Here is a 21,284-nt window from a genome sequence, read left to right on the forward strand (position 1 = left end):
GCGCCAAATTCTTCAAATGAGTGGAAGTTTTGAATAATTAATCTAGATGTCACCCTGAGCGCAGTCGAAGGGCTTTAAACCGATACCAAACCGAACTTCAACAAGTTAGGTTTTTTATGTCCAAGCCTCACGTAACAGGTTTATCATTTGGAACCTCAAGGAAATAAACAATTGAAAACTTGAATCCCGTTAAAATCATGTTGCCCAATGAATCTCCTCCACTTTTAAATTCCAATTCCAAAAGCAACGATTGTAGGTCACCGTTTGCGCAAAAGCTCTAAATAATAAAGTTAAAATGTCACCCTGAGCGTAGTCGAAGGGCTTAAAAACATAAAGCCTTACTTTTTTAAAAGTGGGGCTTTTTCGTTTAAATTAGCGCTGTTGGTATTTCTTAAGTATTTTATGGAATACTATTTGTAAGTTGTATACAACAGAAAAACCATCCTTATGAAAACAATATCTCTTTTCTCAACTATCGCCATGTTGCTGTTAAGCGCCTCCAAATGCTCTGAGACTCAAAAATTACAAAAAAAGGCCCCTTTACCCATTGAGGACGTTTATGTAGAAAATTGGACCTCGCAAGAAGCATCTGGGCATTCAGGGTATACGCTTTACATTCCAATAAATTCCGAAGATAAAAGTGGCATCACCCTAGATTCAGTGTATTTCAGAAACCAAACCGTAAAATTGATTAAGACTTCCACGGATTTAAATACGGCCTATGTTGGTCGCTTTGAAATTCCTAAGAAATCAAACCCAGATATCATCCTGAGTAGTGATCCTCTGGAAGAGATGCAAAATAAGCCCCCACGAATTCCAACAAACATACCGTTTAAACTCGAACCCACAGAGGGCATCGTGAGTTATAAAGTCAATGGCGAAACCCGTTATTATAAGATCGAAGGGATCATCGAGAAGGACAATTAAACCTTGCACTTACTCAAGTGAGACGAAATATTATAAACCTACAATTAGGCGTATCAATATTCGAAAGGCCACGCTTTTTATCTATGAAAACTATTAACGTAAAACTAAGGGGAAAAGCAAGTTGCCAATACGGGGGACCCTCTAACAACTCCATAAATCCATAAAACCAAACTCATTTAAGCCCTTTTTAGGGCTTAAATGAGTTCGTTAGCTTGGCTAGCGCCAAGTATCTTTAAGATGCTAATCTCCAAATCTTACCCACACCAGCAAAACGCTCGCCTTATAAACCCTCCTAAACGTAACAACCATCTCTTCTCAATTCCCCTAAATCTTCGCTTGATACGTATACAATTCATAATACCGGCCTTCTGTAGCAATCAATTGGTCATGGGTGCCACGTTCTACAATATGCCCCGCTTCAATGACTAAAATTTGATCGGCTTTTCTTATGGTACTTAAACGGTGCGCAATAACAATGGTGGTTCGGTCTTTAATTAATTCGGCCAAACTTTTCTGGATGAGCGCCTCACTTTGGGTATCTAAATTGGAAGTGGCTTCATCCAAAATCAAAATCTTTGGATTGGCTAAAATAGCGCGAGCAATGGCCAAACGTTGCCGTTGTCCGCCAGAAAGCTTGACGCCTCTTTCGCCAATTAAAGTCTCTAGGCCTGCCTCAAACCTGTCGGTAAATTCGTTGACATACGCTGCCTTTACTGCGTTTTGTACTTCTGCTTCGCTGGCATTGGGTCTTGGGAACATGATATTGGCACGAATGGTCCCTTCAAATAAAAATTCATCCTGCAAAACCACTCCTAAATGTTGGCGGTAACTGCTCAAATTTACCTGCGATAGATCTTGTTGGTCAATAGTAACCCTACCTGATTTAGGGGTTAAAAATGTAGCCGATAGACCGGCAATGGTCGATTTTCCAGAGCCAGAACTTCCCACTAAAGCGGTAACGGACCCCGCTGGGGCTTTAAAACTAATGTTGTGCAAAATTTCTTTGCCTTCTTCATAAGAAAAGGACACCTCATTAAATTCAATATCGCCTGTTATGGCTTCCACCTGGATCGTTCTGTTGGGGTTGTCTTCTTCAGCCGTCATGTTCATGAGTTCTTCCGTTCTGTCCAAACCCGCCAAGGCCTCGGTTAACTGACTCCCGATATTACTCATTTGGACTATGGGCGCAATCATAAACCCGAGGATGAGGGTAAAGAATAAGAAATCTCCTGTGGTCATGTCGCCAATCATCATATAATAGCCGCCCATTCCCATAATTCCGGTGGTGGCTACGCCAATTAAAAAGGTGGAGGAGCTGGTCATCAACGCGGTGGCGGTTAAACTCTTTTTGACATTCTGGTAGAGTTTATCAACCCCTTTGTCAAACACAATCTGCTCCTGTGCCTCTGCATTAAAAGCTTTAATCACCCGGACGCCAGCGAGTGTTTCTGTCAATCTTCCGGTAACTTCGGCATTAATTTTACCACGTGTCCTAAAAATAGGACGAATGTATTTAAAGGCCTTTAAGGCAATAAAGCCAAAGATGGAGAGGGGTACAAACACAAAAAGCGTCATCCAGGCATTTAATTTTATTAAAATAATCAAAGAAACCACCGCCGTAAACGAACCGCCTACCAACTGCACCAAACCTGTACCTATAAGATTTCTGACTCCTTCAACATCGGTCATGATTCTTGAAACAAGCGCTCCAGATTTGGTGTTGTCGAAAAAACTGATGGGTAAAGACAGGACTTTCTTCTGCACTTGTGATCTCAATTCGCTTATCAAATATTGTGCTTGTACACTCAATATTCTGGTAAGCAAAAACGAGGTTAATGCCTGTACCGTAATGGCACTGATAACGATGGCTATTAGGGTATAGAGTTGGGCGTAGTCTTTATTGGGCACCACATCATCTAGCAATACTTTACTTTGCCACGGCAATATCAAACCCGACAAACTTTTAATGACAATCAGGACCAAACCAATAAAAACTAAATTCCGCCTTGGCCAAATAATGGTTTTAAAGGCTTGTACCATCGTCACTTTTGGCTGTGATTTGTTTTTGTTTATAGTGGTCTCTTTATAATGCTGCATAGTTTCTTTATAAAAAATAGAACGGGTAAAAATACTCATTCATGAGGGTTAATTGGCTGCGCGTAACTAAAAATAGGTATCCCTTGGTAAGATTGTCCCTCTCGTGCCATCAAAGACGGTTAACTCAGCAGACCTCACAGGTTTTCTTCCTGCCCTAAAAAGCTTCGGCGGACCAGTTGGAACCTGTGAGGTCTTTCAATACTGCCGTTTTAATTGATTACAGGACGATACAAATAGTGTGATTTCCTTGAAACTACGGATGGGAGAGCAATGTCCTTAAGAAATTCGGAGTGTTGTTCCAGTTTTGGCTAACATGTAGTTGAGAACCGTTAATGCCATAAATAATCCACGAATACGGGTTGTAAATCACGCCTCTATACAAAATTGTTTAACTCTTAGAGAATCCCTACTTTTGATCTCAAATTAAAAACTACGTTGAGCGGATTTAAAACCCTTTTTAAGCAGACTTTCATTTATGGTTTAGCCACAGTGCTGCCACGCATGTTGAGTTTTTTACTAGTGCCGTTGTACACTACAAAAGGAGTACTTTCTTCAGTTGGCGAATATGGTAAGGTTTCCATCATATTTTCATGGTTTGTCATTTTTAACGTGATCCTGTCCTACGGAATGGAAACTGCTTTTTTCAGATTCTTTAACAAGGAAGAGGATCAGGATAAAGTGATTGGCACTTCAGCAATTTCATTAATCATTTCGTCTTTGGGATTCTTTGCTTTGGCCTATCTTTTTAAGGCACAAATTTCAGCGTTGACAGACATTAAGCAGGAGTACATTTCATTGGTCATTTGGATTTTATTGCTGGATGCCTTGGTAATCATACCATTTGCTTGGCTAAGGGCCAAAGGCAAATCCATGCGTTTTGCTATATTAAAGATTGCAAGCGTAGCTGTTAACTTAGGACTGAACTTATTCTTTTTATTATATCTCAAAAAATGGGCTGCTAACAGTGCGTTTTTTGAATCGATTTACGTTCCAAACTTTGAAATCAACTATATTTTTATCTCAAATTTAGTGGCCAGTGCCGTGACCTTGGTGTTGCTGTTGAGTTTTTATTTTAAAATCCAGTACCGTTTTGATGGTCCGCTGTTTAAAAAGATGATGCGCTATGCCATGCCGGTTTTAATTGCAGGGATTGCATTTTCCGTCAATGAAACTTTTGACCGTATTTTATTAGATTATTTACTTCCTGAGGACATCGCAGACACAAAAATCGGAATGTATTCCGCCTGTTATAAAATAGCTGTTTTTATGACCCTTTTTGCTACAGCCTATCGCTTGGGGATAGAACCTTATTTTTTTAGTCACGCCAAAAGTGAAAATCCACAAAAGAATTATGCTCTAATTTTAGAATTTTTCGTGGCTTTTGGATCCGTCATGTTATTGAGTATTGTAGTGTTTGCTGATGTATTAAAACCCTATATTGTAAGGAGTGAAGAGTATTGGGAAGCCATGTGGATTGTCCCCCTCATCTTAATTGCCAATTTATGTCTGGGCATTTACCACAATCTTTCGGTTTGGTATAAGGTTACCGACAGAACCAAATTTGGTGCCTATATTTCCGTTTTTGGAGCGCTGATTACTTTAGCATTGAATTTCTGGTTGATACCCATAATGGAATATCGAGGCTCTGCCATAGCTACCTTAGTAGCCTATGCCAGTATGATGGTAGCCTCCTATTACTACGGTCAAAAATATTATCCAATTCCGTATAACATAAAAAAAATGGGACTGTATTTATTGGTTTCATCCGCATTTTCGGTAATTTCGTTTTATGTTTTTCGGGAAAATTATGTGGTGGGCATGAGCTTATTGTTAGCGTTTCTGCTCATGGTAGTGCTGCTCGAAAAGAATCAAATTAAACAAATCATACATACTAAATAGCATAAATTCTCATTTTAGGCGTTTGTCTCTTTTGGGATCTTTGCATTAAAATACACTTATGAATATCAAAATTATCAATAAATCAAATCACGCATTGCCTAACTATGAAACCATAGCCTCTGCAGGTATGGATTTGCGGGCCAATTTGTCAGAATCGAGAATTTTAAAACCTTTAGAACGAAGCATTGTAGGCACAGGGTTGTTTATTGAACTTCCAATAGGGTATGAAGCACAGGTAAGACCCCGTAGCGGACTCGCAGCCAAAAACGGCATTACCGTGTTGAATGCGCCAGGAACTATTGATGCCGATTATAGAGGCGAAATAGGAGTCATCTTGGTCAATCTTTCCAATGATGATTTTGAGATCATCAATGGCGAACGTATTGCACAATTAATCATTTCAAAACATGAACGTGCGGAATGGACGGCAGTAGAAGCGCTCTCTGAAACCAAACGCGGAGAAGGTGGATTTGGAAGCACTGGGAGTTCGTAAATTCCTGCGCCTGCCTGTCCGGCAGGCCGGAAGGCAGGAATCTCGTGATTTAAAAGACAACACATCGTCAATTCAGATACTTCTACAGAAACTTATTAAGGATAAGTAAAGTTTAAATCCAACATATCTAATCTTATTGTAATGACCAACAAAATGAATGGTGTTTTATATATTGGCATATCGGATAATTATAGAGGAAAGAGTAAAAGAATATAGATTAAAAGTGTATCCGAAATCATTTACTGCGAAATACAATTGCGATAAATTGGTGTACTTAGAAGAGTATGATAACGGATTAGAAGCTTCAAACCGTGAGAGAAGTCTAAAAAAGTGGAAAAGAGAATGGAAAATTAAACTTATTGAAGAAGTAAACCCAAGTTGGATGGATATAAGTTTAAATTGGAATCTGAATTACAATAAATTGAGAGAATAAGTTGACCTAAATAGATACCTGTCTACGCCGGTATTATGAGTAAACCCAAGCTAGTTGGATATAAGTTTAAATTGGAATTACAATAAATTAAAGAATAAGTATAACCCTAATAGATACCTGCTTTCGCAGGCATTCATATGAAAATAATCGTACCAATGGCCGGACGTGGTTCACGTTTGCGCCCACACACATTAACAGTTCCTAAACCATTAATACCAGTAGCGGGGCAACCTATAGTCCATCGCTTGGTGAAAGATATTGTCAAAGTATTGGATCAACCTATTGAAGAAATTGCCTTTATTTTGGGAGATCCTGCGTTTTTTGGTGAGGATGTGGTAGACAGTTTAAAAGAACTCGCAAAAAGTTTAGGAGCTGAGGCGGCTATTTACCGTCAAGACCAACCTTTAGGCACCGGTCACGCCATTATGTGCGCCAAAGAGTCCTTGTCGGGCCCTGCGGTTATCGCGTATGCGGATACATTAATTAGAGCCGATTTTAATCTGGATCCTACTGCTGACGCCGTTATTTGGGTCAAGCAAGTGGAGCGTCCAGAAGCGTATGGTGTGGTCAAATTGAATGATAACAGAGAAATTGTAGAGCTTGTTGAAAAACCAAAAGACTTTGTAAGCGATTTAGCGGTGATCGGCATATACTACTTTAAAGATGTCAACGTTCTTAAACAGGAATTACAGCATGTATTGGACAATAACATTATTAACGGTGGCGAATACCAAATTAATGATGGCATAAAAGGCATGATGGCCAAAGGTAACGTCTTTAAAACAGGCGAAGTTGAAGAATGGATGGATTGTGGCAATAAGGCAGTTACAGTAGAAACAAACACAAGAATGTTAGGGTTTCTACAGGCAGATGGCCTAGAGCAGATGGTTGCAAGCTCCGTTTCTTTAGAGAACAGTAACATTATTGAGCCGTGTTTTATTGGCGAAAACGTCATTTTGAAAAATGCGACCATTGGTCCAAATGTATCTATTGGTAATAATTGCACCATTACAGATGCGACCATAAAAAATAGCTTGGTCCAAACCCATAGCACTATTAAAAATGCTAATTTAGATGCTGCAATGATTGGCAATCATGTACAGTATGATGGCAATTTTAAGACGGTGAGTATTGGGGATTATTCTGTTTTAGAGTAAGCGTTTTCATGCTATATAATATCTGAAGAAGCGATTAAATTGAAATTATGAATTGAAACCGATTGGTGAATTCGAATGAATTATAAACACTACATATTAGTAGGGCTATTAGGGATATTTTTTATCGCTCAGACGAGTTATGCCCAAGTTGATCCCAATCAAAAACCTACGGATGATCTCGGGAATGTAGAAGACCAATTTCAAGAGTATTTTTTTGAAGCACTGAAGCAACAAGGCATTGAAAATTACCAACGGGCCATTGATGCACTGTTAAAGTGCAAAGAGTTGGACGATAAACCTGTGGTGTACTATCAATTGGGTAAGAATTACAACAAACTTAAGAATTTTGGTGCCGCTGAAGATGCTTTAAAAAGAGCCGTCTCTAAAGAGCCTGAAAACGAATGGTATTTAGATGAACTTTATGACGTGTACAACCAGCAGGGCGACACCAGGAAAGCGATAAAAACGGTTAAGCAATTGGTCAAATACCATCCTGATTACCGTCAGGACTTAGCTTCTTTATATATTAAAAGTAAAGATTACAAAGACGCCTTAAAGCTGTTGGATGAACTGGACAAGGAGTTTGGGATTAGTGCCGATAGGGATTATTTGAGAAATGAAGTGTATAATATTACAGGTCGTGATGAAGATAGGATTGAAAATCTACAAGAGCGCTTAGATAAAAATCCAGAAAACGAAACCAATTATCTGACGTTAATTTACAGATATAGCGAAACCGGCGAAACTGAGAATGCCTTCAAAACGGCACAACAACTTTTAGAAGTGCACCCAGAATCTAAGCTAGTGCATTTGGCGTTGTACAAGTTTTATCTCGACAAAAAACGGACAGCAGAGGCTATCACTTCTATGAAAGTCGTGTTAACGGCTCCTGAAATAAACCCAGACGCCAAAACCAAGGTGCTTAATGATTTTATAAATTTTGTATCCAAACATCCAGAACACGAAAAGGACCTTATTGATGTAACGGCAATGATTGATGAAACCAAAAGTTTTCAGACCTTGGTAGAATTGGCTCAGTATTATTTAAAATTGGAAGACAAACCGAAAGCATTGATGTATTTTGAAGATGCTTTACAATTGGAGCCCACTAATTTTGCAGTCATAAAAGATGTGCTGTTGCTTCAAATTGATTTAGATTTAAATGAAAGTGCCATTTCCAGAAGCCAGGAAGCTTTGGAGCTATTCCCTGCGCAACCTATATTATATCTGATCAATGGCGTGGCCCATAACAAAATGAAACAGGCCAAAAAAGCCATTGTGAGTTTAGAAACTGGATTGGATTACATCATTGAAGACCCAAAAATGGAAGCTGATTTTTATACACAATTGAGCATTGCCTATAACCTCAGTAATAATAATACCAAATCTGAAACGTTTGCAAAAAAGGCAGCCGCTTTAAAAAATCCTAATGAATGAGAGTTTACAAATTATGTGCGTTATTACTTTTATTGACCTTAAGTGTAGGGTGTAGGTCTACCAAAACTCTAACGACCACGGCGGACGTTGATAAAAACATGACCGCAAAACAGATTATTAGGGAGAATGCCAAGCAAGATGTCCGATTTAAAACGCTACAAGCTAAAGTACGCATTGATTATACAGATGGCGATAAGAGCAACGGTACCACGGTGACCTTGAGAATGGAAAAGGATAAAGTTATTTGGATGAGTGCGCCTTTAGCCATTGCCCGTGTGATGATTACTCAAGACAGTGTCAAGTTTTACGACAAGCTCAATAATCAATATTTTGATGGCGATTTTTCATTGCTAACACGGTTATTAGGAACGGATATCGACTTTGAAAAAATTCAGAACATCTTTCTCGGGGAGCCTATTTTTAATTTGAAAGATGATACCTATGTTACAGTTCCAAATGAAGAATCTTATGTATTGCAACCAAAGGATCAGCGGGCGTTATTTGAATTGTTCTTTTTAGTCAATCCAGGTTTTTTTAAATTAGATTCGCAACAGTTGTTTCAACCTAAGGAGAAGCGCATGCTGCAGATAGATTATAAGAAATATCAAGGGGTGAGCAAGCAAATTTTTCCTGAAAACATTCGTATTATTGCAGTGGAAAAAAATGATGAAATCATCATTGATCTCGATTTTAAAGCCATCAGTTTGAATGGGGAGGTCCGTTTTCCATTCAACATTCCGTCAGGATATAAAGAAATTGAACTCGAATAATGCGTTACCAACCTAACATTTATCGATTGATCATACTTTTTAGCTTGTGCACTTTTGTTATGAATGCACAAAGTAAAAAGCAGCAGGAGTTGGAAGCCAAACGTCAAACCATTTTAAAGGAAATTCAACAGATCAACAATTTACTCTTCACTAAAAAGAAAGAAGAAAAATCCATTATTTCTACCGTTGAAGATTTGAATTATAAGGTGAATGTCCGGAAAAACCTCATAAAAGTCACAAATGACCAAGCCAATTTATTGACTAGGGAAATTAATACCAATCAAAAACAAATCAGTACGCTGAGAGATCAGTTAAAACATTTAAAAGAGGATTACGCCGCTATGGTAGTCAAATCCTATAAAAGCAAATCAGAACAAAGTCGCGTCATGTTTCTTCTATCCTCTGAGAACTTTAAACAGGCTTATAAGCGACTTCAGTACATCAGGCAATATACAGACTATCAAGAGGAGCAAGGCGAGCAAATCAAGCTTAAGACCGAAAAATTACAAGTGTTGAATACGGAGTTGTTACAACAGAAAAAGGATAAGAATAAGCTCATTGAAGAAAACCGTTTGGCAAAGCAAAAATTGGAAGAAGATGTAAAAGAGCATCAAAAACTGATGGCATCCGTCAGAAAGAACATGAGTTCTTATGCGTCTCAAATTAAATCTAAGCAACAGGAAGCCGATCGAATTGATCGGGAAATTGAAAAATTAATTCGGGAGGCCATTGCAGCGTCTAACAAAAAAGCCGGTAAATCTGAAACTGCATCCAAAGGGTTCTCATTAACCCCAGAGGCTAAGGCATTAGAAGCTAAGTTTGAATCCAATAAAGGGAGGTTGCCCTGGCCAGTTCCTACAGGAGTGGTCAAGGTAAAATACGGTAAACAGCGCTCCTTGATTGATAATACTATAGAAATCAACAGTAATGGTATCCGGATTGCTACAGATAAAAACACAAGAGTACGGACGGTTTTTAACGGACAGGTTTTAGCGGTTCAGAGTACAAAAAATGGAAATCCATGGATTTTGATTCAACATGGTAACTACATTACGGTTTATAAAAACCTCTCTAAAGTGTATGTCTCTAAAGGAGATCGTGTAACGACCAATCAAGATATTGGTGAGGTTTTTACAGACCCATCAAATGGTGAAAGCATGTTGAGCTTTGCCATTTACAAAGATTCAAAGTTTCAGGATCCATCGGTTTGGATTGCGCGATAAAGGGCGTTTTTGGCCGTTGTTGGTGTTTTGGCCATTGTTGGTGTTTTCTCAGCCGTTGTTGGTGTTTTTCACCAACAACTCTTTTGTCGTTACAGGTGTTTCCCAAACAATTCAAGTAATATTGGAATGAAATCTAATTTGGGAAGGTTCTCGATACATTTTTAAGGATGCTGTAAAGACAGCCTCCTTAAAAACACTCGAACTGACATTGTAACACTATAAGAGATATGCCGTGTTGGTGTTTCTCAGTCGTTGCTGGTGTGTTTCTCAGCCGTTGTTGGTGTTTTCCACCAACAACTCTTTTGTCGTTACAGGTGTTTCCCAAACAATTCAAGTAATATTGGAATGAAATCTAATTTGGGAAGGTTCTCGATACATTTTTAAGGATGCTGTAAAGACAGCCTCCTTAAAAACACTCGAACTGACATTGTAACATTATAAGAGATTTGCCGTGTTGGTGTTTGTCAGTCGTTGTTGGTGTTTTCCTTAGCCATTGTTGGTGTTTTCCACCAACAACTCTTTGGTAGTTGCTGGTGTTTTCTAAACAGCGCAAGTAATATCGGAACGACATTTAATTTGGGAAGGTTCTCGATACATTTTTAAGGATGCTGTAAAGACAGCCTCCTTAAAAACACTCGAACTGACATTGTAACACTATAAGAGATATGCCGTGTTGGTGTTCCTCAGTCGTTGCTGGTGTGTTTCTCAGCCGTTGTTGGTGTTTTCCACCAACAACTCTTTGGTAGTTTTTGGTGTTTTCCAAACAGCGCAAATAATATTGAAATGAAATCTAATTTGGGAAGGTTCTCGATACATTTTTAAGGATGCTGTAAAGACAGCCTCCTTAAAAACACTCGAACTGACATTGTAACATTATAAGAGATTTGCCGTGTTGGTGTTTTCCTTAGCCATTGTTGGTGTTTTCCACCAACAACTCTTTGGTAGTTGCTGGTGTTTTCTAAACAGCGCAAGTAATATCGGAACGACATTTAATTTGGGAAGGTTCTCGATACATTTTTAAGGATTCTGTAAAGACAGCCTCCTTAAAAACACTCGAACTGACATTGTAACATTACAAGAGATTTACCATGCTGGTGTTTCTCAGCCGTTGTTGGTGTTTACCTTGGCCGTTGTTGGTGTTTTCCAACAACAACTCTTTGGTAGTTGCTTGTATTTTCTAAACAGCTTCAGTAATATTGAAATGAACTTTAATTTGGGAAGGTTCTCGATACATTTTTAAGGATTCTGTAAAGACAGCCTCCTTAAAAACACTCGAACTGACATTGTAACATTACAAGAGATTTGCCGTGTTGGTGTTTCTCAGTCGTTGCTGGTGTGTTTCTCAGCCGTTGTTGGTGTTTTCCTTGGCCGTTGTTGGTGTTTTCCACCAACAACTCAAGATGGTAGATAATCTTCCTCGGCCATTGTTGAGTTTTCCACCAACACCATAAAATCACCGTACATTAATTATTCTCTATTGGAACAACGCTTTCAGCTCCGTAGCATCATGAGCTTTCATTTTGCCTGCTAATACCAAACTCAATTGTTTGCGTCGTAGAGCTGCTTCAAACCTGCTTTTTTCCAAGTCAGTTTCTGGATTAATTTCTGGAATTTGGGTCGGGCGTCCCGTTTCGTCTACCGCAACAAAAGTGTAAATGGCTTCATTAGCCTTAGCTCTAACCCCTGATTCACGATCTTCTATCCAGACGTCCATAAAGATTTCCATGGAGGTTTTAAACGCTCTAGAAACTTTTGCTTCAATAGTTACCACGCTGCCCAAAGGAACGGTTCTGTTAAATGCCACATGATTTACGGATGCCGTTACCACAATGCGTCTGCTATGACGCCGTGCTGCAATACTTGCCGCGCGGTCCATACGCGCTAACAGTTCTCCTCCAAATAAATTATTCAGGGGATTGGTCTCACTGGGAAGTACCAAATCAGTCATGACACAGATGGATTCGCTTGGGGTTTTGGCTTGCATTGGCGTGTTTTTTAATTGAGGTGCAAAGATAGATTAATTTGCGAACTATTAATCACGAACTTGTCCCTGTAAAGAAGGGTTCACAATTATTGAAAACGTGTTTTAGGAATAATGATGGTGAGCCGGTTTCTGCTGTGATGTCGATATGAAGATTGCGCAAAAACTCCTATAAATAAGCATGTACATGAAAGACAACAGCTTAAATACATTGGTTTTCTTGAACAGCTATGTTGGCGGAATATGAAATTGTAAATTCTAATCGCTAGTGTATAACGCCAATTTAAAGAGGGTTGAGGTAGAAAGGGTTACTTAAGTTCTCTAACCAATAACCAGGCATCCTTGTTGAAATTTTGACGAATCCCGCGTAGTGCCACTAAAGCTTCATTGCTATTCTCATAGCTGGAATACACTACTTCATGCAAACCATACTTATTGACACCAATAGTTCTTGCTTTAAACCCGAGCGCTTGAAGTTGCTCTACTTTTTTATCAGAGTTTTCTTCAACTCTAAAAGCACCAGCAATAATATGATATTGACCTTGTTGTTTATCGACATTCAAAGTGGCAGCAGGCAATGGGTTTTCAATCACAAAAGTAGCTTCCTGTACTTTGACATCCAATTGCTCATTGGCAGCTTCTTGTGCCAATTGGTTGTAAGTTTCAACCTGATTGTTATAAAAGGATGATGCCGCAAATCCGCCCACGGTTAGGGCAATAAGAGCAACAGCGGCATATTTTAGATAAGAACGTTTTTCACGTCTTTCTGGAGTGATGGTAATAGGAATGACATCTTCAAGAGTTTCAACCTGTTGTTTATAAACTTCACGAGTAACGTTAGACGCTTTAAATTCTGTAAGTCCAAAAGCCTCCGGTAAGTAATTGCTGTTATAAGAGGGTTCAAAAACAACCTTTCCATCAGCATTTAATAGTAAGTCACCAATGGTGCTGAAACTCAAGGTTTCACCTTCTATGAGAAAAGATTTGATGGATTTAACTTGCTTGCTAATTTTTTGAACAGCAACTTCATAAGGAATATTTTCTACATCAGAAATGTAGCTTGCCAGCAAACCGTCATTATGTTGTAATTGCTCATTGAACGAAATGACTTTTTTAGGAGGGAAAAATGTATGAGTGCTTTCATCAATTTTTGCCGAGACACGTTTGGTTAAAAAGGCACCAAATTCTGGAATCGTTACGCAGTCGTAACGGTACAGTAAATCGCTTATGTAAGTTTCTATATGCATTGAAACAAAGTTAAGAATTTTTGATTTTCACGAAAATTAAAGCCCTACTATTTATTAACATTGCTTAAATTTAAACAGTTTTTCTTATAAATCAATGCTATAAATGTCAGATCATGATTTAATTTTCATTCTTGCGCTACAAAATGTACCTAAAATAGGCGACATCACCGCAAAAAAACTGATCACCCATTGCGGTTCTGCGGAAGCAGTGCTAAAAGAAAAGAAGCAACACCTCCTAAAAATTGACGGTATTGGGAGCAGTATGCTGCAAGAGGTCTTTAACAAAAGTCATTTGTTAGCCGCAGAAAGCGAGTTGAAATTTATCAGAGAGCATCACATTTTGCCATTATATTTTATGGATGGCAATTATCCTGAAAAATTGAAACACTGTATTGATGGTCCCATTCTTTTGTTTCAATCTGGAAATGTAAATCTGAAGCAGCAGCGGTTGATCAGTATTGTGGGGACTCGTAAAATTACTACCTCTGGGATGGCATTTTGTGAACAGTTGATTGAACAATTGGCGGTGTTTAACCCAGTCGTCATTTCAGGATTTGCGTACGGTACGGATATTACCGCGCAAAAAGCAGCCTTAAAACACAATTTGCAAACGGTAGGTTGTTTGGCCCACGGACTTAATCAAGTGTATCCAAAAGTTCATAAACGATATGTGGCTGAAGTCGAAAAAAACGGTGGTTTTTTAACCGAATTTTGGAGTACATCCAATCCGGAAAGGGAGAATTTCTTAAAGCGCAATCGGATTATTGCTGGCGTCAGTGAAGCTACTATTGTTATTGAATCGGCTGAAAGGGGAGGGAGTTTGGTAACTGCAGATATCGCCAATTCCTATAACAGAGATGTATTTGCGGTACCCGGAAGAACAACGGATTCCCAGAGTTCAGGCTGCAATAATTTGATCAAATATCAAAAAGCACATTTACTATCCCATCCTATGGATGTGCCCTATATCTTGAATTGGGAGCTCGAAAATGATAAAAAACCAGGCATTCAGAAACAGCTGTTTGTTGAATTGGAAGCAGACGAAAAAATCATATACAATTTTCTTAAAACAAAGGAGCAACACCTGTTAGACAGTATTGCTCTAGAATGTAGTATGCCCATTTTTAAAGTAGCAGGCGTACTTTTGAATATGGAGCTTAAAGGCGTAGTTAGACCTCTACCGGGCAAATTGTTTGAGGTGATTTAATAAACTTAATTACTGGAATTATTGAAATAGCCATCTCGCCTGCCTGCCGGTCAGGCAGGTCTTTTACTTCTTTTCTGAAGCAAAAGCCACTCCTCCTTTTAAAGGAGGAGAAGTTTAGCTTTTATTTTTAGTATTAAAAATCATTATTGTCTGATAAAGAATTAAGATCGCTGCGCNNAAAGAACAAAGACTTGATTATGACTGATTGATAAACAGTCGTTATTCTAAATTAAATTTGCCCAATCACTCTAAGTGAAATTGGTTTCAAAAACAAGGTGTCATTTTTGAGTTCTCGAACCAGATCATGCTTTAAGGGGGTTGCAAACTTTTTACCTATTTTACCGGACACTGATGATTAAACATTTAGTTGAGTAATGAATTCCTTCCCTTTTTTAAGGGAAGGTGGATTTGAACTCCAGAAAGAGTTCAAAGACGGAAGGGTTTTTATTAAACCAGAATAATTAAAAAAACTTTTTTAATACCCCAGCTTCTTGCGCACACGTGACAACACGGTATCTGCCACAACTCTAGCTTTTTCAGCGCCAACCGAAAGTGCCTTGTCAATTTCTTCCAAATGGTTCATATAATACTGGTAGCGTTCGCGCGGTGTTTCAAACTTACTAATAATTAATTCATATAAAGCTTGTTTGGCATGGCCGTAACCATAATTGCCTTGCTCGTAATTCTGCTTCATCGTTTTAACCTCTTCATCAGAAGCCAATAAACTATAAATAGCAAAACAGTTACAAGTACTCCAATCCTTAGGATCTTCTAAAGGAGTGCTATCTGTTTCAATAGACATAATTTGTTTGCGCAATTGCTTTTCTGGCAAAAATATATTGATGAAGTTGTTCTTGCTTTTGCTCATTTTGGCACCATCGGTTCCTGGAATAAGCATGGCGTTTTCCTGAATTTTACCTTCTGGCATAACGAAAGTCTCTCCCATTTTAGCATGAAAACGGGAAGCCACATCACGGGTCATTTCAATATGTTGCAATTGATCTTTTCCTACCGGGATAATTTCAGCATCATATAGCAAAATATCTGCAGCCATCAACATTGGGTAGGTAAACAAGCCAGCATTGACATCTTCCAATCGGTCTGACTTATCTTTAAAGCCATGCGCCAATGTTAAGCGTTGGTACGGAAAAAAACAGCTCAAATACCAGCTTAATTCAGTTGTCTGTGTCACATCACTCTGACGGTAGAACACCACTTTTTCAATGTCCAAGCCAAAGGCCAGCCATGTTGCTGCAACGCTGTACGTGTTGTGTCTTAAGGTTTCTGCATCTTTAATTTGGGTTAAGGAATGCATGTCTGCAATAAATAAAAACGAATTGTTTTTAGTATCATTCGCCATGTCTATTGCGGGGAGGATGGCGCCTAAAATATTACCTAAATGTGGGGTGCCTGTACTTTGTATGCCTGTAAGTATTCTTGCCATGTTCACTTCCCGCGAAAGCGGGAATCTCATTTAATTAAACAAATTATTTATACAGCAAAGGTAATTTTTTTGAAGGAATAGCTCAATTAATTTAATTAGTTTTGGAGCCGATGAAAATTTTGAAATACCCATTCTGGATTCTTTACCGCATTTGGTTTTATATATTGATGGCTTTGCCAATACTAGTGATGTTTCCTGTTCTAGTAATTTCCATATTAAAGGAAGAATGGTATCCATATTTTTTTAAAATGGCCCAATTTTGGGCAAAGTTCATCTTAATAGGGATGGGGTTCCGGTGGATCATTGAAAGAGAGCAAAAGCCCCAGCCGAGTAAAAGCTATATGTTTGTTGCCAATCATACCTCTATGGCGGATATCATGTTGATGTTGGTAAGTGTCAAAAACCCGTTTGTATTTGTAGGGAAAGCTGAATTGGCAAAAATTCCCCTCTTTGGATTTTTCTATAAACGCACCTGTATTTTAGTGGATAGAAGCTCTGAAAAAAGCAGAAAAGCAGTTTTTTTAAGAGCACAAAAACGGTTAAAACAAGGGATGAGTATCTGTATTTTTCCCGAAGGTGGCGTGCCTGATGAACATATTGTTTTAGATGAATTTAAGGATGGTGCTTTCAGATTGGCTATTAACCATCAAATTCCCATCGTTCCGATAACTTTTGGAGATAATAAAGACCGTTTTTCTTATGTGTTTTTTAGTGGTGGACCTGGAAAAATGCGGGTTAAGGTGCATCAATTTTTGAGTACGGAAGGTTTGATTTCAAAAGATGCTAAAGCGTTGAATGAGCAGGCAAGGACTCTTATACTTGAGCAGCTCTTGGCGTATCATAAAAAATAAGAAAAGCTACTCTTGGCATAGAGCAGCTTTTCTTCAGTATTGTGAATTGCAATACTGATCTAACCAACTTAAAAACTAAAATTTAAAACTAAAACCGGTATACACACCAATATAATAAGGCCTAAAATAGCCTGATGTATTGGTAAACGTGTTTATTTGATACTTAAACATAGGTTCAAGATTGAGTTTTAACATGCTCGACACATTATAGTTAAATCCTAAACCGAAATTGGCACTAAAACTGGTGCTGTTAATGTTGTTGGCTTCACCTATAAGCGATCTTTGATTCTCCAAGACAGAAAATACTTCGTTATTGTTAAGAAATAGTGTGCTGAAACCTCCAATAACATTTAACCCAAACTTGCTGTCAATAATGTTGTATTCCATTTCTAACGGAATTTCAATATAGCCAAATTGCTGTTCTAGCGCCCCTTTAGTGCTTGAAACAAAGGCTTGAGGTGCTGACTGAGCATCGAGGTTTGATGTGCTCATAAACGCATTGGAGCCGTCTTGATTTGTAAAATTTATATTTTGTAACTGGTTGTTTTTTGAAGACACAATAAAACTATTGCTTTCATTATACACAATCACACCACCTGTACTATACCCTAAATTGACCTTGTTAACTCCTGCTCTCACCTTTATTTTGTCATTAATGGCATAACTTCCGCTTATACCATAACTCATATTGACCTCGCCACTTTTGGTGTTATTTACAAACTGACCGTCAATAGACGAGCCTTTACCCAAAGTGTTAAAATAAACAGGTGCCACATTTGGGGTAATGTTCCACCTGTTTGGTTGCTCTTCTTTTTCTTCTTCATTTGTAGGATTAGCTTTGGCAATAGCATCCTCAATACTATCGTCTTCTGTGTTTAAAGCGATGATGTCTTTATTTTCTATGACTTCTGGGGTTTTTTCTGGGTTCTGATCTTTTGTCTGAGCGATTGTCGCTTTCTCTCGCTCAGATTCTAGAAAGGTTTTAGCGCTGTTGTTGGCTTGGTTTGCAGCTTCTTTATTGGCATTAAGCTGAGGTAGATTTGGGGTGTTTTTTGCAACAGCATCTTTTTTAGAAGTAGAAATTAGGGCATCTTCCTGTTGGGCTGCTTTCTTTTCCGGGTGCGATTTAGTTCTGTTTTCTGTGTTTGTCCGACTTCTATTCTCACTCGCTATTTGGGTAGCCGTTTTAGGCTGAGTGTTTACAGTCTTAGTTGTATTGCTAATTGTTGCATTTGTGTTTACAACTTCCGTTTCATCAGATTTGGTGATGACATTCGAGTTGATAGGTTCACTTGAACTCTTTATAACATCATCTAGGTTACTAGAGTCAACTGAATCTTCGGTCTTTTCAGTATCTACCAGTTTTTTTTCAGACGTATTAAAATCATCACTCGGGTTAAAGACCACATTGCCTACGGTAAGCAGCAACGCTAAAACAGCAGCAATACCTGCCAATTTCCACCATAAAGGCATCACGCGGCGTTTGGGCTTATCGTTATGCAATGCATTGTGGATGTTATGCCAAACAGCGTCATCAGGAGTCACTTCAAAGTTTTTGAATTTCTCTTGAAAAAGGCGGTCTATATGTTTTTTGTCATTCATTTATAAACTCTGCGAATTAACTCGCGTTTTATGATGTTCAATTTTATTTTTTAAAATCATCCGGGCTCTAGCAAGGTTTGATTTTGAAGTCCCCGTTGAAATATCCAGCATATCCGCAATTTCTTTATGTGAATAATCGTCTAATACATACAGATTAAATACTAATCTGTACCGGTCAGGCAACTCCTGAATAATGCCCAATAAAAAATCAAGACTCACCTCATCATCGTTAACTTCAACAGCAACGTCTTCTATCTGATTTTCGTTGACAATATTAAAAACCCCCACACTTCTATAGCGTTGAAGCGCGGTGTTGATGGTGATGCGCTTCATCCAACCTTCCAAAGATCCTTTATGACTAAACTGATTCATTTTTTTAAAAATGGTCACAAAGGCATCTTGCAGATTATCTTGTGCTTCTGCATAGTTTTTAGAATACTTAAGACATAGCGAAAATAGTTGGCTCGAGAAGAGCTTGTAAATTTGGCTTTGTGCTTGAGCATCATTTTTTTTACAATTGATGATGAGTTGTTCTAAACTCACATGTTTGAGTATTAGTTGTTTTGGTTCTTTATTTTACTTCGATAATATATACATGGGGATATCCGGTTCCCAATGTTGTACAAGCCACAGCTTCATCATTTTTAGGCGCTCTAACTTTGACTTTGATTTTCTTTCCTTCAATTTTGAAGGTATCAGGTAAATTATTTTCGTAGTATATATTCTCTAAATCATACACGGGAAATCCAGGCAGCTCCCTATTAAATTTAATCAAAAATAGATTTCCACAATCCAATCCTTTCCCTAAAACTGTAGCATCATAAAATTCATCATTCATATCATCTTTGCTACAAGAAATTATGATTAAATTCAAAATAAAAACGGCAAAAATTATTTTTTTCATCAGTTATGGATTCATGAGCGATATAGTTAGTCCATATGTTTTATTAGTCTACTACAGGCACCTCTACAATATAATATAAATCTGTTCCGCTGTCATCCTTGCCTTGCCAAAATTTAAAAACATAAGTTCCGTTGTTGGTTACCTTAAAGTTAAATGTGGCTTCAACTTCCGACTCAATATCAAGTCCGCAGTCTTGATTAGGATATTCGGCATTGATCACTGCAACGGTACGTTGATTTAAGTTGCGACTGTAATAAAAATCAAAAAAAACGTAGCACCCAGCTGGCCTGATATAAGTGACAGTTATGGGGTAAACTTCTCCAAGAACAAATTCCTCTGGAATAGCTACGCTTTCAATAGGTAAAATTTTAGTGTAAAAATCATCGGAATCGTCTATACTACAAGACGCCAAAGCCAACATCACAACACCTAAAAAAATCAGCTTTTTCATAATATATCATTATCTAAAATTCTTTTTCATTAGTAAGATGCTGAATCTTGATAAAGGTTGCGTTACAAATAAAAAAAATCCCTCGGTAAAAGGGATTTTTTATAATTTAATATGACAGCTAAGAGAAAGTTATGATTTACTCATCACCAGACGTCGCTGCTTTGGCTATTTTTCTAACCTTCGCCTCCAATTCATCCATCAATTCTGGATTGTCTTTTATAAGCGCTTTAACGGCATCTCTACCCTGACCTAATTTAGTATCTTCATAACTAAACCATGAACCACTTTTCTTGACGATTTCATGCTCTACAGCGATATCTAAAATTTCACCAACTTTAGAAATTCCTTCGCCATACATGATGTCAAACTCTGCCATTTTAAAAGGCGGTGCAACTTTGTTTTTTACCACTTTAACACGGGTTTTATTACCGGAGACGCTACCATCAGTTTCTTTAATTTGTGTTGACCGTCTGATATCCAACCTTACAGAAGCATAGAACTTTAAGGCATTACCACCGGTTGTAGTTTCAGGATTTCCAAACATCACCCCAATTTTTTCACGTAATTGATTAATAAAAATTACGGTACAATTGGTTTTACTGATAGAACCGGTAAGTTTTCTTAGAGCTTGAGACATCAATCGGGCATGCAAGCCCATCTTGGAGTCGCCCATTTCGCCTTCAATCTCACTTTTTGGAGTCAATGCCGCAACGGAATCGATGACTACAATATCAATAGCCCCAGAGCGGATTAAATTATCGGTAATTTCTAAGGCTTGCTCACCATTATCAGGTTGGGAAATTATCAAATTTTCTAAATCTACGCCTAATTTTTCTGCATAGGTTCTATCAAAGGCATGCTCAGCATCAATAAATGCGGCAATACCACCCGTTTTTTGTGCTTCAGCTATAGCGTGCAAAGTTAAGGTTGTTTTACCAGAAGATTCCGGTCCGTATATTTCAATAACCCTACCACGTGGATAACCGCCCACACCTAATGCGATATCCAATCCTAGAGATCCTGAAGAAATGGCTTCAACATCTACCACAGACTTATCACTCATTTTCATTACAGTCCCTTTGCCGTAGGCTTTGTCTAACTTGTCTAAGGTTAGTTTTAGGGCTTTTAGTTTTGCTTCTTTTTCACTACTCATTTGTTGTT

At 38.2% G+C, this 21,284-nt stretch carries 19 protein-coding genes; 10 read left to right on the forward strand and 9 right to left on the reverse strand.

The genetic code is table 11. The features are described 5' to 3' along the window. Positions 1 to 447 precede the first annotated feature (447 nt). The gene (locus tag JEM65_RS03405; RefSeq protein WP_199597152.1) at positions 448 to 927 is read left to right on the forward strand and encodes a hypothetical protein; all 480 of its coding nucleotides are present in this window, start codon (positions 448 to 450) and stop codon (positions 925 to 927) included. 324 nt (positions 928 to 1,251) lie between these two features. On the opposite strand, the gene JEM65_RS03410 is transcribed toward JEM65_RS03405, so the two are convergent. Next, positions 1,252 to 3,024: an ABC transporter ATP-binding protein gene (locus tag JEM65_RS03410; RefSeq protein WP_199597235.1), complete on the reverse strand. Its 1,773-nt coding sequence runs from the start codon at positions 3,022 to 3,024 to the stop codon at positions 1,252 to 1,254. Positions 3,025 to 3,459: 435 nt separating this feature from the next. Here JEM65_RS03410 and JEM65_RS03415 point away from each other — a divergent pair, with 435 nt between their 5' ends. The 7 genes from JEM65_RS03415 (at position 3,460) to JEM65_RS03445 (ending at position 10,436) form a co-directional block, all read left to right on the forward strand. Continuing rightward, complete coding sequence (locus JEM65_RS03415) at positions 3,460 to 4,923, forward strand: oligosaccharide flippase family protein (RefSeq protein WP_199597153.1); 1,464 nt, start codon at positions 3,460 to 3,462, stop codon at positions 4,921 to 4,923. 58 nt (positions 4,924 to 4,981) lie between these two features. Beyond that, the gene (gene dut, locus JEM65_RS03420; RefSeq protein WP_199597154.1) at positions 4,982 to 5,416 is read left to right on the forward strand and encodes a dUTP diphosphatase; all 435 of its coding nucleotides are present in this window, start codon (positions 4,982 to 4,984) and stop codon (positions 5,414 to 5,416) included. Between the two features lie 172 nt (positions 5,417 to 5,588). Further along, the gene (locus tag JEM65_RS03425) at positions 5,589 to 5,849 is read left to right on the forward strand and encodes a GIY-YIG nuclease family protein (RefSeq protein WP_233530504.1); all 261 of its coding nucleotides are present in this window, start codon (positions 5,589 to 5,591) and stop codon (positions 5,847 to 5,849) included. 137 nt (positions 5,850 to 5,986) lie between these two features. Next, complete coding sequence (locus JEM65_RS03430; protein ID WP_199597155.1) at positions 5,987 to 7,006, forward strand: sugar phosphate nucleotidyltransferase; 1,020 nt, start codon at positions 5,987 to 5,989, stop codon at positions 7,004 to 7,006. A gap of 75 nt (positions 7,007 to 7,081) precedes the next feature. Then, complete coding sequence (locus JEM65_RS03435; protein ID WP_199597156.1) at positions 7,082 to 8,443, forward strand: tetratricopeptide repeat protein; 1,362 nt, start codon at positions 7,082 to 7,084, stop codon at positions 8,441 to 8,443. Next, positions 8,440 to 9,213, forward strand: a complete 774-nt coding sequence (locus JEM65_RS03440; protein WP_199597157.1) for a DUF4292 domain-containing protein — start codon at positions 8,440 to 8,442, stop codon at positions 9,211 to 9,213. Before JEM65_RS03435 ends, JEM65_RS03440 begins: the two co-directional genes overlap by 4 nt. A 59-nt stretch (positions 9,214 to 9,272) precedes the next feature. Beyond that, the gene (locus tag JEM65_RS03445; protein ID WP_233530505.1) at positions 9,273 to 10,436 is read left to right on the forward strand and encodes a murein hydrolase activator EnvC family protein; all 1,164 of its coding nucleotides are present in this window, start codon (positions 9,273 to 9,275) and stop codon (positions 10,434 to 10,436) included. 1,474 nt (positions 10,437 to 11,910) lie between these two features. Here JEM65_RS03445 and JEM65_RS03450 read toward each other — a convergent pair. Both JEM65_RS03450 and JEM65_RS03455 read right to left on the reverse strand, forming a co-directional pair. Further along, positions 11,911 to 12,420 (reverse strand): acyl-CoA thioesterase, encoded by a 510-nt coding sequence (locus JEM65_RS03450; RefSeq protein ID WP_199597159.1) that lies wholly within the window; start codon positions 12,418 to 12,420, stop codon positions 11,911 to 11,913. A 305-nt stretch (positions 12,421 to 12,725) separates the two neighbouring features. Then, positions 12,726 to 13,664 (reverse strand): SPOR domain-containing protein, encoded by a 939-nt coding sequence (locus tag JEM65_RS03455; protein ID WP_199597160.1) that lies wholly within the window; start codon positions 13,662 to 13,664, stop codon positions 12,726 to 12,728. Between the two features lie 103 nt (positions 13,665 to 13,767). On the opposite strand from JEM65_RS03455, the gene dprA reads away from it, so the two are divergent. Next, positions 13,768 to 14,871 carry a DNA-processing protein DprA gene (gene dprA / locus JEM65_RS03460; RefSeq protein ID WP_199597161.1) on the forward strand — a complete coding sequence of 368 codons (1,104 nt, stop codon included), beginning with the start codon at positions 13,768 to 13,770 and terminating at the stop codon, positions 14,869 to 14,871. A gap of 475 nt (positions 14,872 to 15,346) precedes the next feature. Here the strand turns inward: dprA and trpS are convergent, their stop codons facing one another. Next, positions 15,347 to 16,315 (reverse strand): tryptophan--tRNA ligase, encoded by a 969-nt coding sequence (trpS, locus tag JEM65_RS03465; RefSeq protein WP_199597236.1) that lies wholly within the window; start codon positions 16,313 to 16,315, stop codon positions 15,347 to 15,349. A 110-nt stretch (positions 16,316 to 16,425) separates the two neighbouring features. Between trpS and JEM65_RS03470 the strand changes: the two genes are divergently transcribed. Beyond that, on the forward strand, positions 16,426 to 17,166 hold the full coding sequence (locus JEM65_RS03470) for a lysophospholipid acyltransferase family protein (RefSeq protein WP_199597162.1): 741 nt from the start codon (positions 16,426 to 16,428) through the stop codon (positions 17,164 to 17,166). A 75-nt stretch (positions 17,167 to 17,241) separates the two neighbouring features. On the opposite strand, the gene JEM65_RS03475 is transcribed toward JEM65_RS03470, so the two are convergent. The 5 genes from JEM65_RS03475 to recA form a co-directional block, all read right to left on the reverse strand. Next, the gene (locus JEM65_RS03475; RefSeq protein ID WP_199597163.1) at positions 17,242 to 18,768 is read right to left on the reverse strand and encodes a hypothetical protein; all 1,527 of its coding nucleotides are present in this window, start codon (positions 18,766 to 18,768) and stop codon (positions 17,242 to 17,244) included. Beyond that, complete coding sequence (locus JEM65_RS03480) at positions 18,769 to 19,311, reverse strand: RNA polymerase sigma factor (protein ID WP_199597164.1); 543 nt, start codon at positions 19,309 to 19,311, stop codon at positions 18,769 to 18,771. 28 nt (positions 19,312 to 19,339) lie between these two features. After that, positions 19,340 to 19,672, reverse strand: a complete 333-nt coding sequence (locus JEM65_RS03485) for a hypothetical protein (protein ID WP_199597165.1) — start codon at positions 19,670 to 19,672, stop codon at positions 19,340 to 19,342. A 43-nt stretch (positions 19,673 to 19,715) separates the two neighbouring features. Further along, complete coding sequence (locus tag JEM65_RS03490; protein ID WP_199597166.1) at positions 19,716 to 20,123, reverse strand: hypothetical protein; 408 nt, start codon at positions 20,121 to 20,123, stop codon at positions 19,716 to 19,718. A gap of 136 nt (positions 20,124 to 20,259) precedes the next feature. Next, a complete protein-coding gene (recA, locus tag JEM65_RS03495) occupies positions 20,260 to 21,276 on the reverse strand; it encodes a recombinase RecA (protein WP_199597167.1) in 1,017 nt (338 codons plus the stop codon). Positions 21,277 to 21,284: the final 8 nt, after the last annotated feature.

The sequence above is a fragment of the Gelidibacter salicanalis genome, assembly GCF_016469035.1.
GTDB classification, from domain to species: domain Bacteria; phylum Bacteroidota; class Bacteroidia; order Flavobacteriales; family Flavobacteriaceae; genus Gelidibacter; species Gelidibacter salicanalis_A.

Excerpts from the sequence above, each read along its gene's own strand:
- JEM65_RS03405 (WP_199597152.1), top strand. The coding sequence starts at position 448 with ATGAAAACAATATCTCTTTTCTCAACTATCGCCATGTTGCTGTTAAGC.
- JEM65_RS03410 (WP_199597235.1), bottom strand. The coding sequence starts at position 3,024 with ATGCAGCATTATAAAGAGACCACTATAAACAAAAACAAATCACAGCCA.
- dut (WP_199597154.1), top strand. The coding sequence starts at position 4,982 with ATGAATATCAAAATTATCAATAAATCAAATCACGCATTGCCTAACTAT.
- JEM65_RS03430 (WP_199597155.1), top strand. The coding sequence starts at position 5,987 with ATGAAAATAATCGTACCAATGGCCGGACGTGGTTCACGTTTGCGCCCA.
- JEM65_RS03435 (WP_199597156.1), top strand. The coding sequence starts at position 7,082 with ATGAATTATAAACACTACATATTAGTAGGGCTATTAGGGATATTTTTT.
- JEM65_RS03440 (WP_199597157.1), top strand. The coding sequence starts at position 8,440 with ATGAGAGTTTACAAATTATGTGCGTTATTACTTTTATTGACCTTAAGT.
- JEM65_RS03445 (WP_233530505.1), top strand. The coding sequence starts at position 9,273 with ATGAATGCACAAAGTAAAAAGCAGCAGGAGTTGGAAGCCAAACGTCAA.
- JEM65_RS03450 (WP_199597159.1), bottom strand. The coding sequence starts at position 12,420 with ATGCAAGCCAAAACCCCAAGCGAATCCATCTGTGTCATGACTGATTTG.
- JEM65_RS03455 (WP_199597160.1), bottom strand. The coding sequence starts at position 13,664 with ATGCATATAGAAACTTACATAAGCGATTTACTGTACCGTTACGACTGC.
- dprA (WP_199597161.1), top strand. The coding sequence starts at position 13,768 with ATGTCAGATCATGATTTAATTTTCATTCTTGCGCTACAAAATGTACCT.
- trpS (WP_199597236.1), bottom strand. The coding sequence starts at position 16,315 with ATGGCAAGAATACTTACAGGCATACAAAGTACAGGCACCCCACATTTA.
- JEM65_RS03470 (WP_199597162.1), top strand. The coding sequence starts at position 16,426 with ATGAAAATTTTGAAATACCCATTCTGGATTCTTTACCGCATTTGGTTT.
- JEM65_RS03475 (WP_199597163.1), bottom strand. The coding sequence starts at position 18,768 with ATGAATGACAAAAAACATATAGACCGCCTTTTTCAAGAGAAATTCAAA.
- JEM65_RS03485 (WP_199597165.1), bottom strand. The coding sequence starts at position 19,672 with ATGAAAAAAATAATTTTTGCCGTTTTTATTTTGAATTTAATCATAATT.
- JEM65_RS03490 (WP_199597166.1), bottom strand. The coding sequence starts at position 20,123 with ATGAAAAAGCTGATTTTTTTAGGTGTTGTGATGTTGGCTTTGGCGTCT.
- recA (WP_199597167.1), bottom strand. The coding sequence starts at position 21,276 with ATGAGTAGTGAAAAAGAAGCAAAACTAAAAGCCCTAAAACTAACCTTA.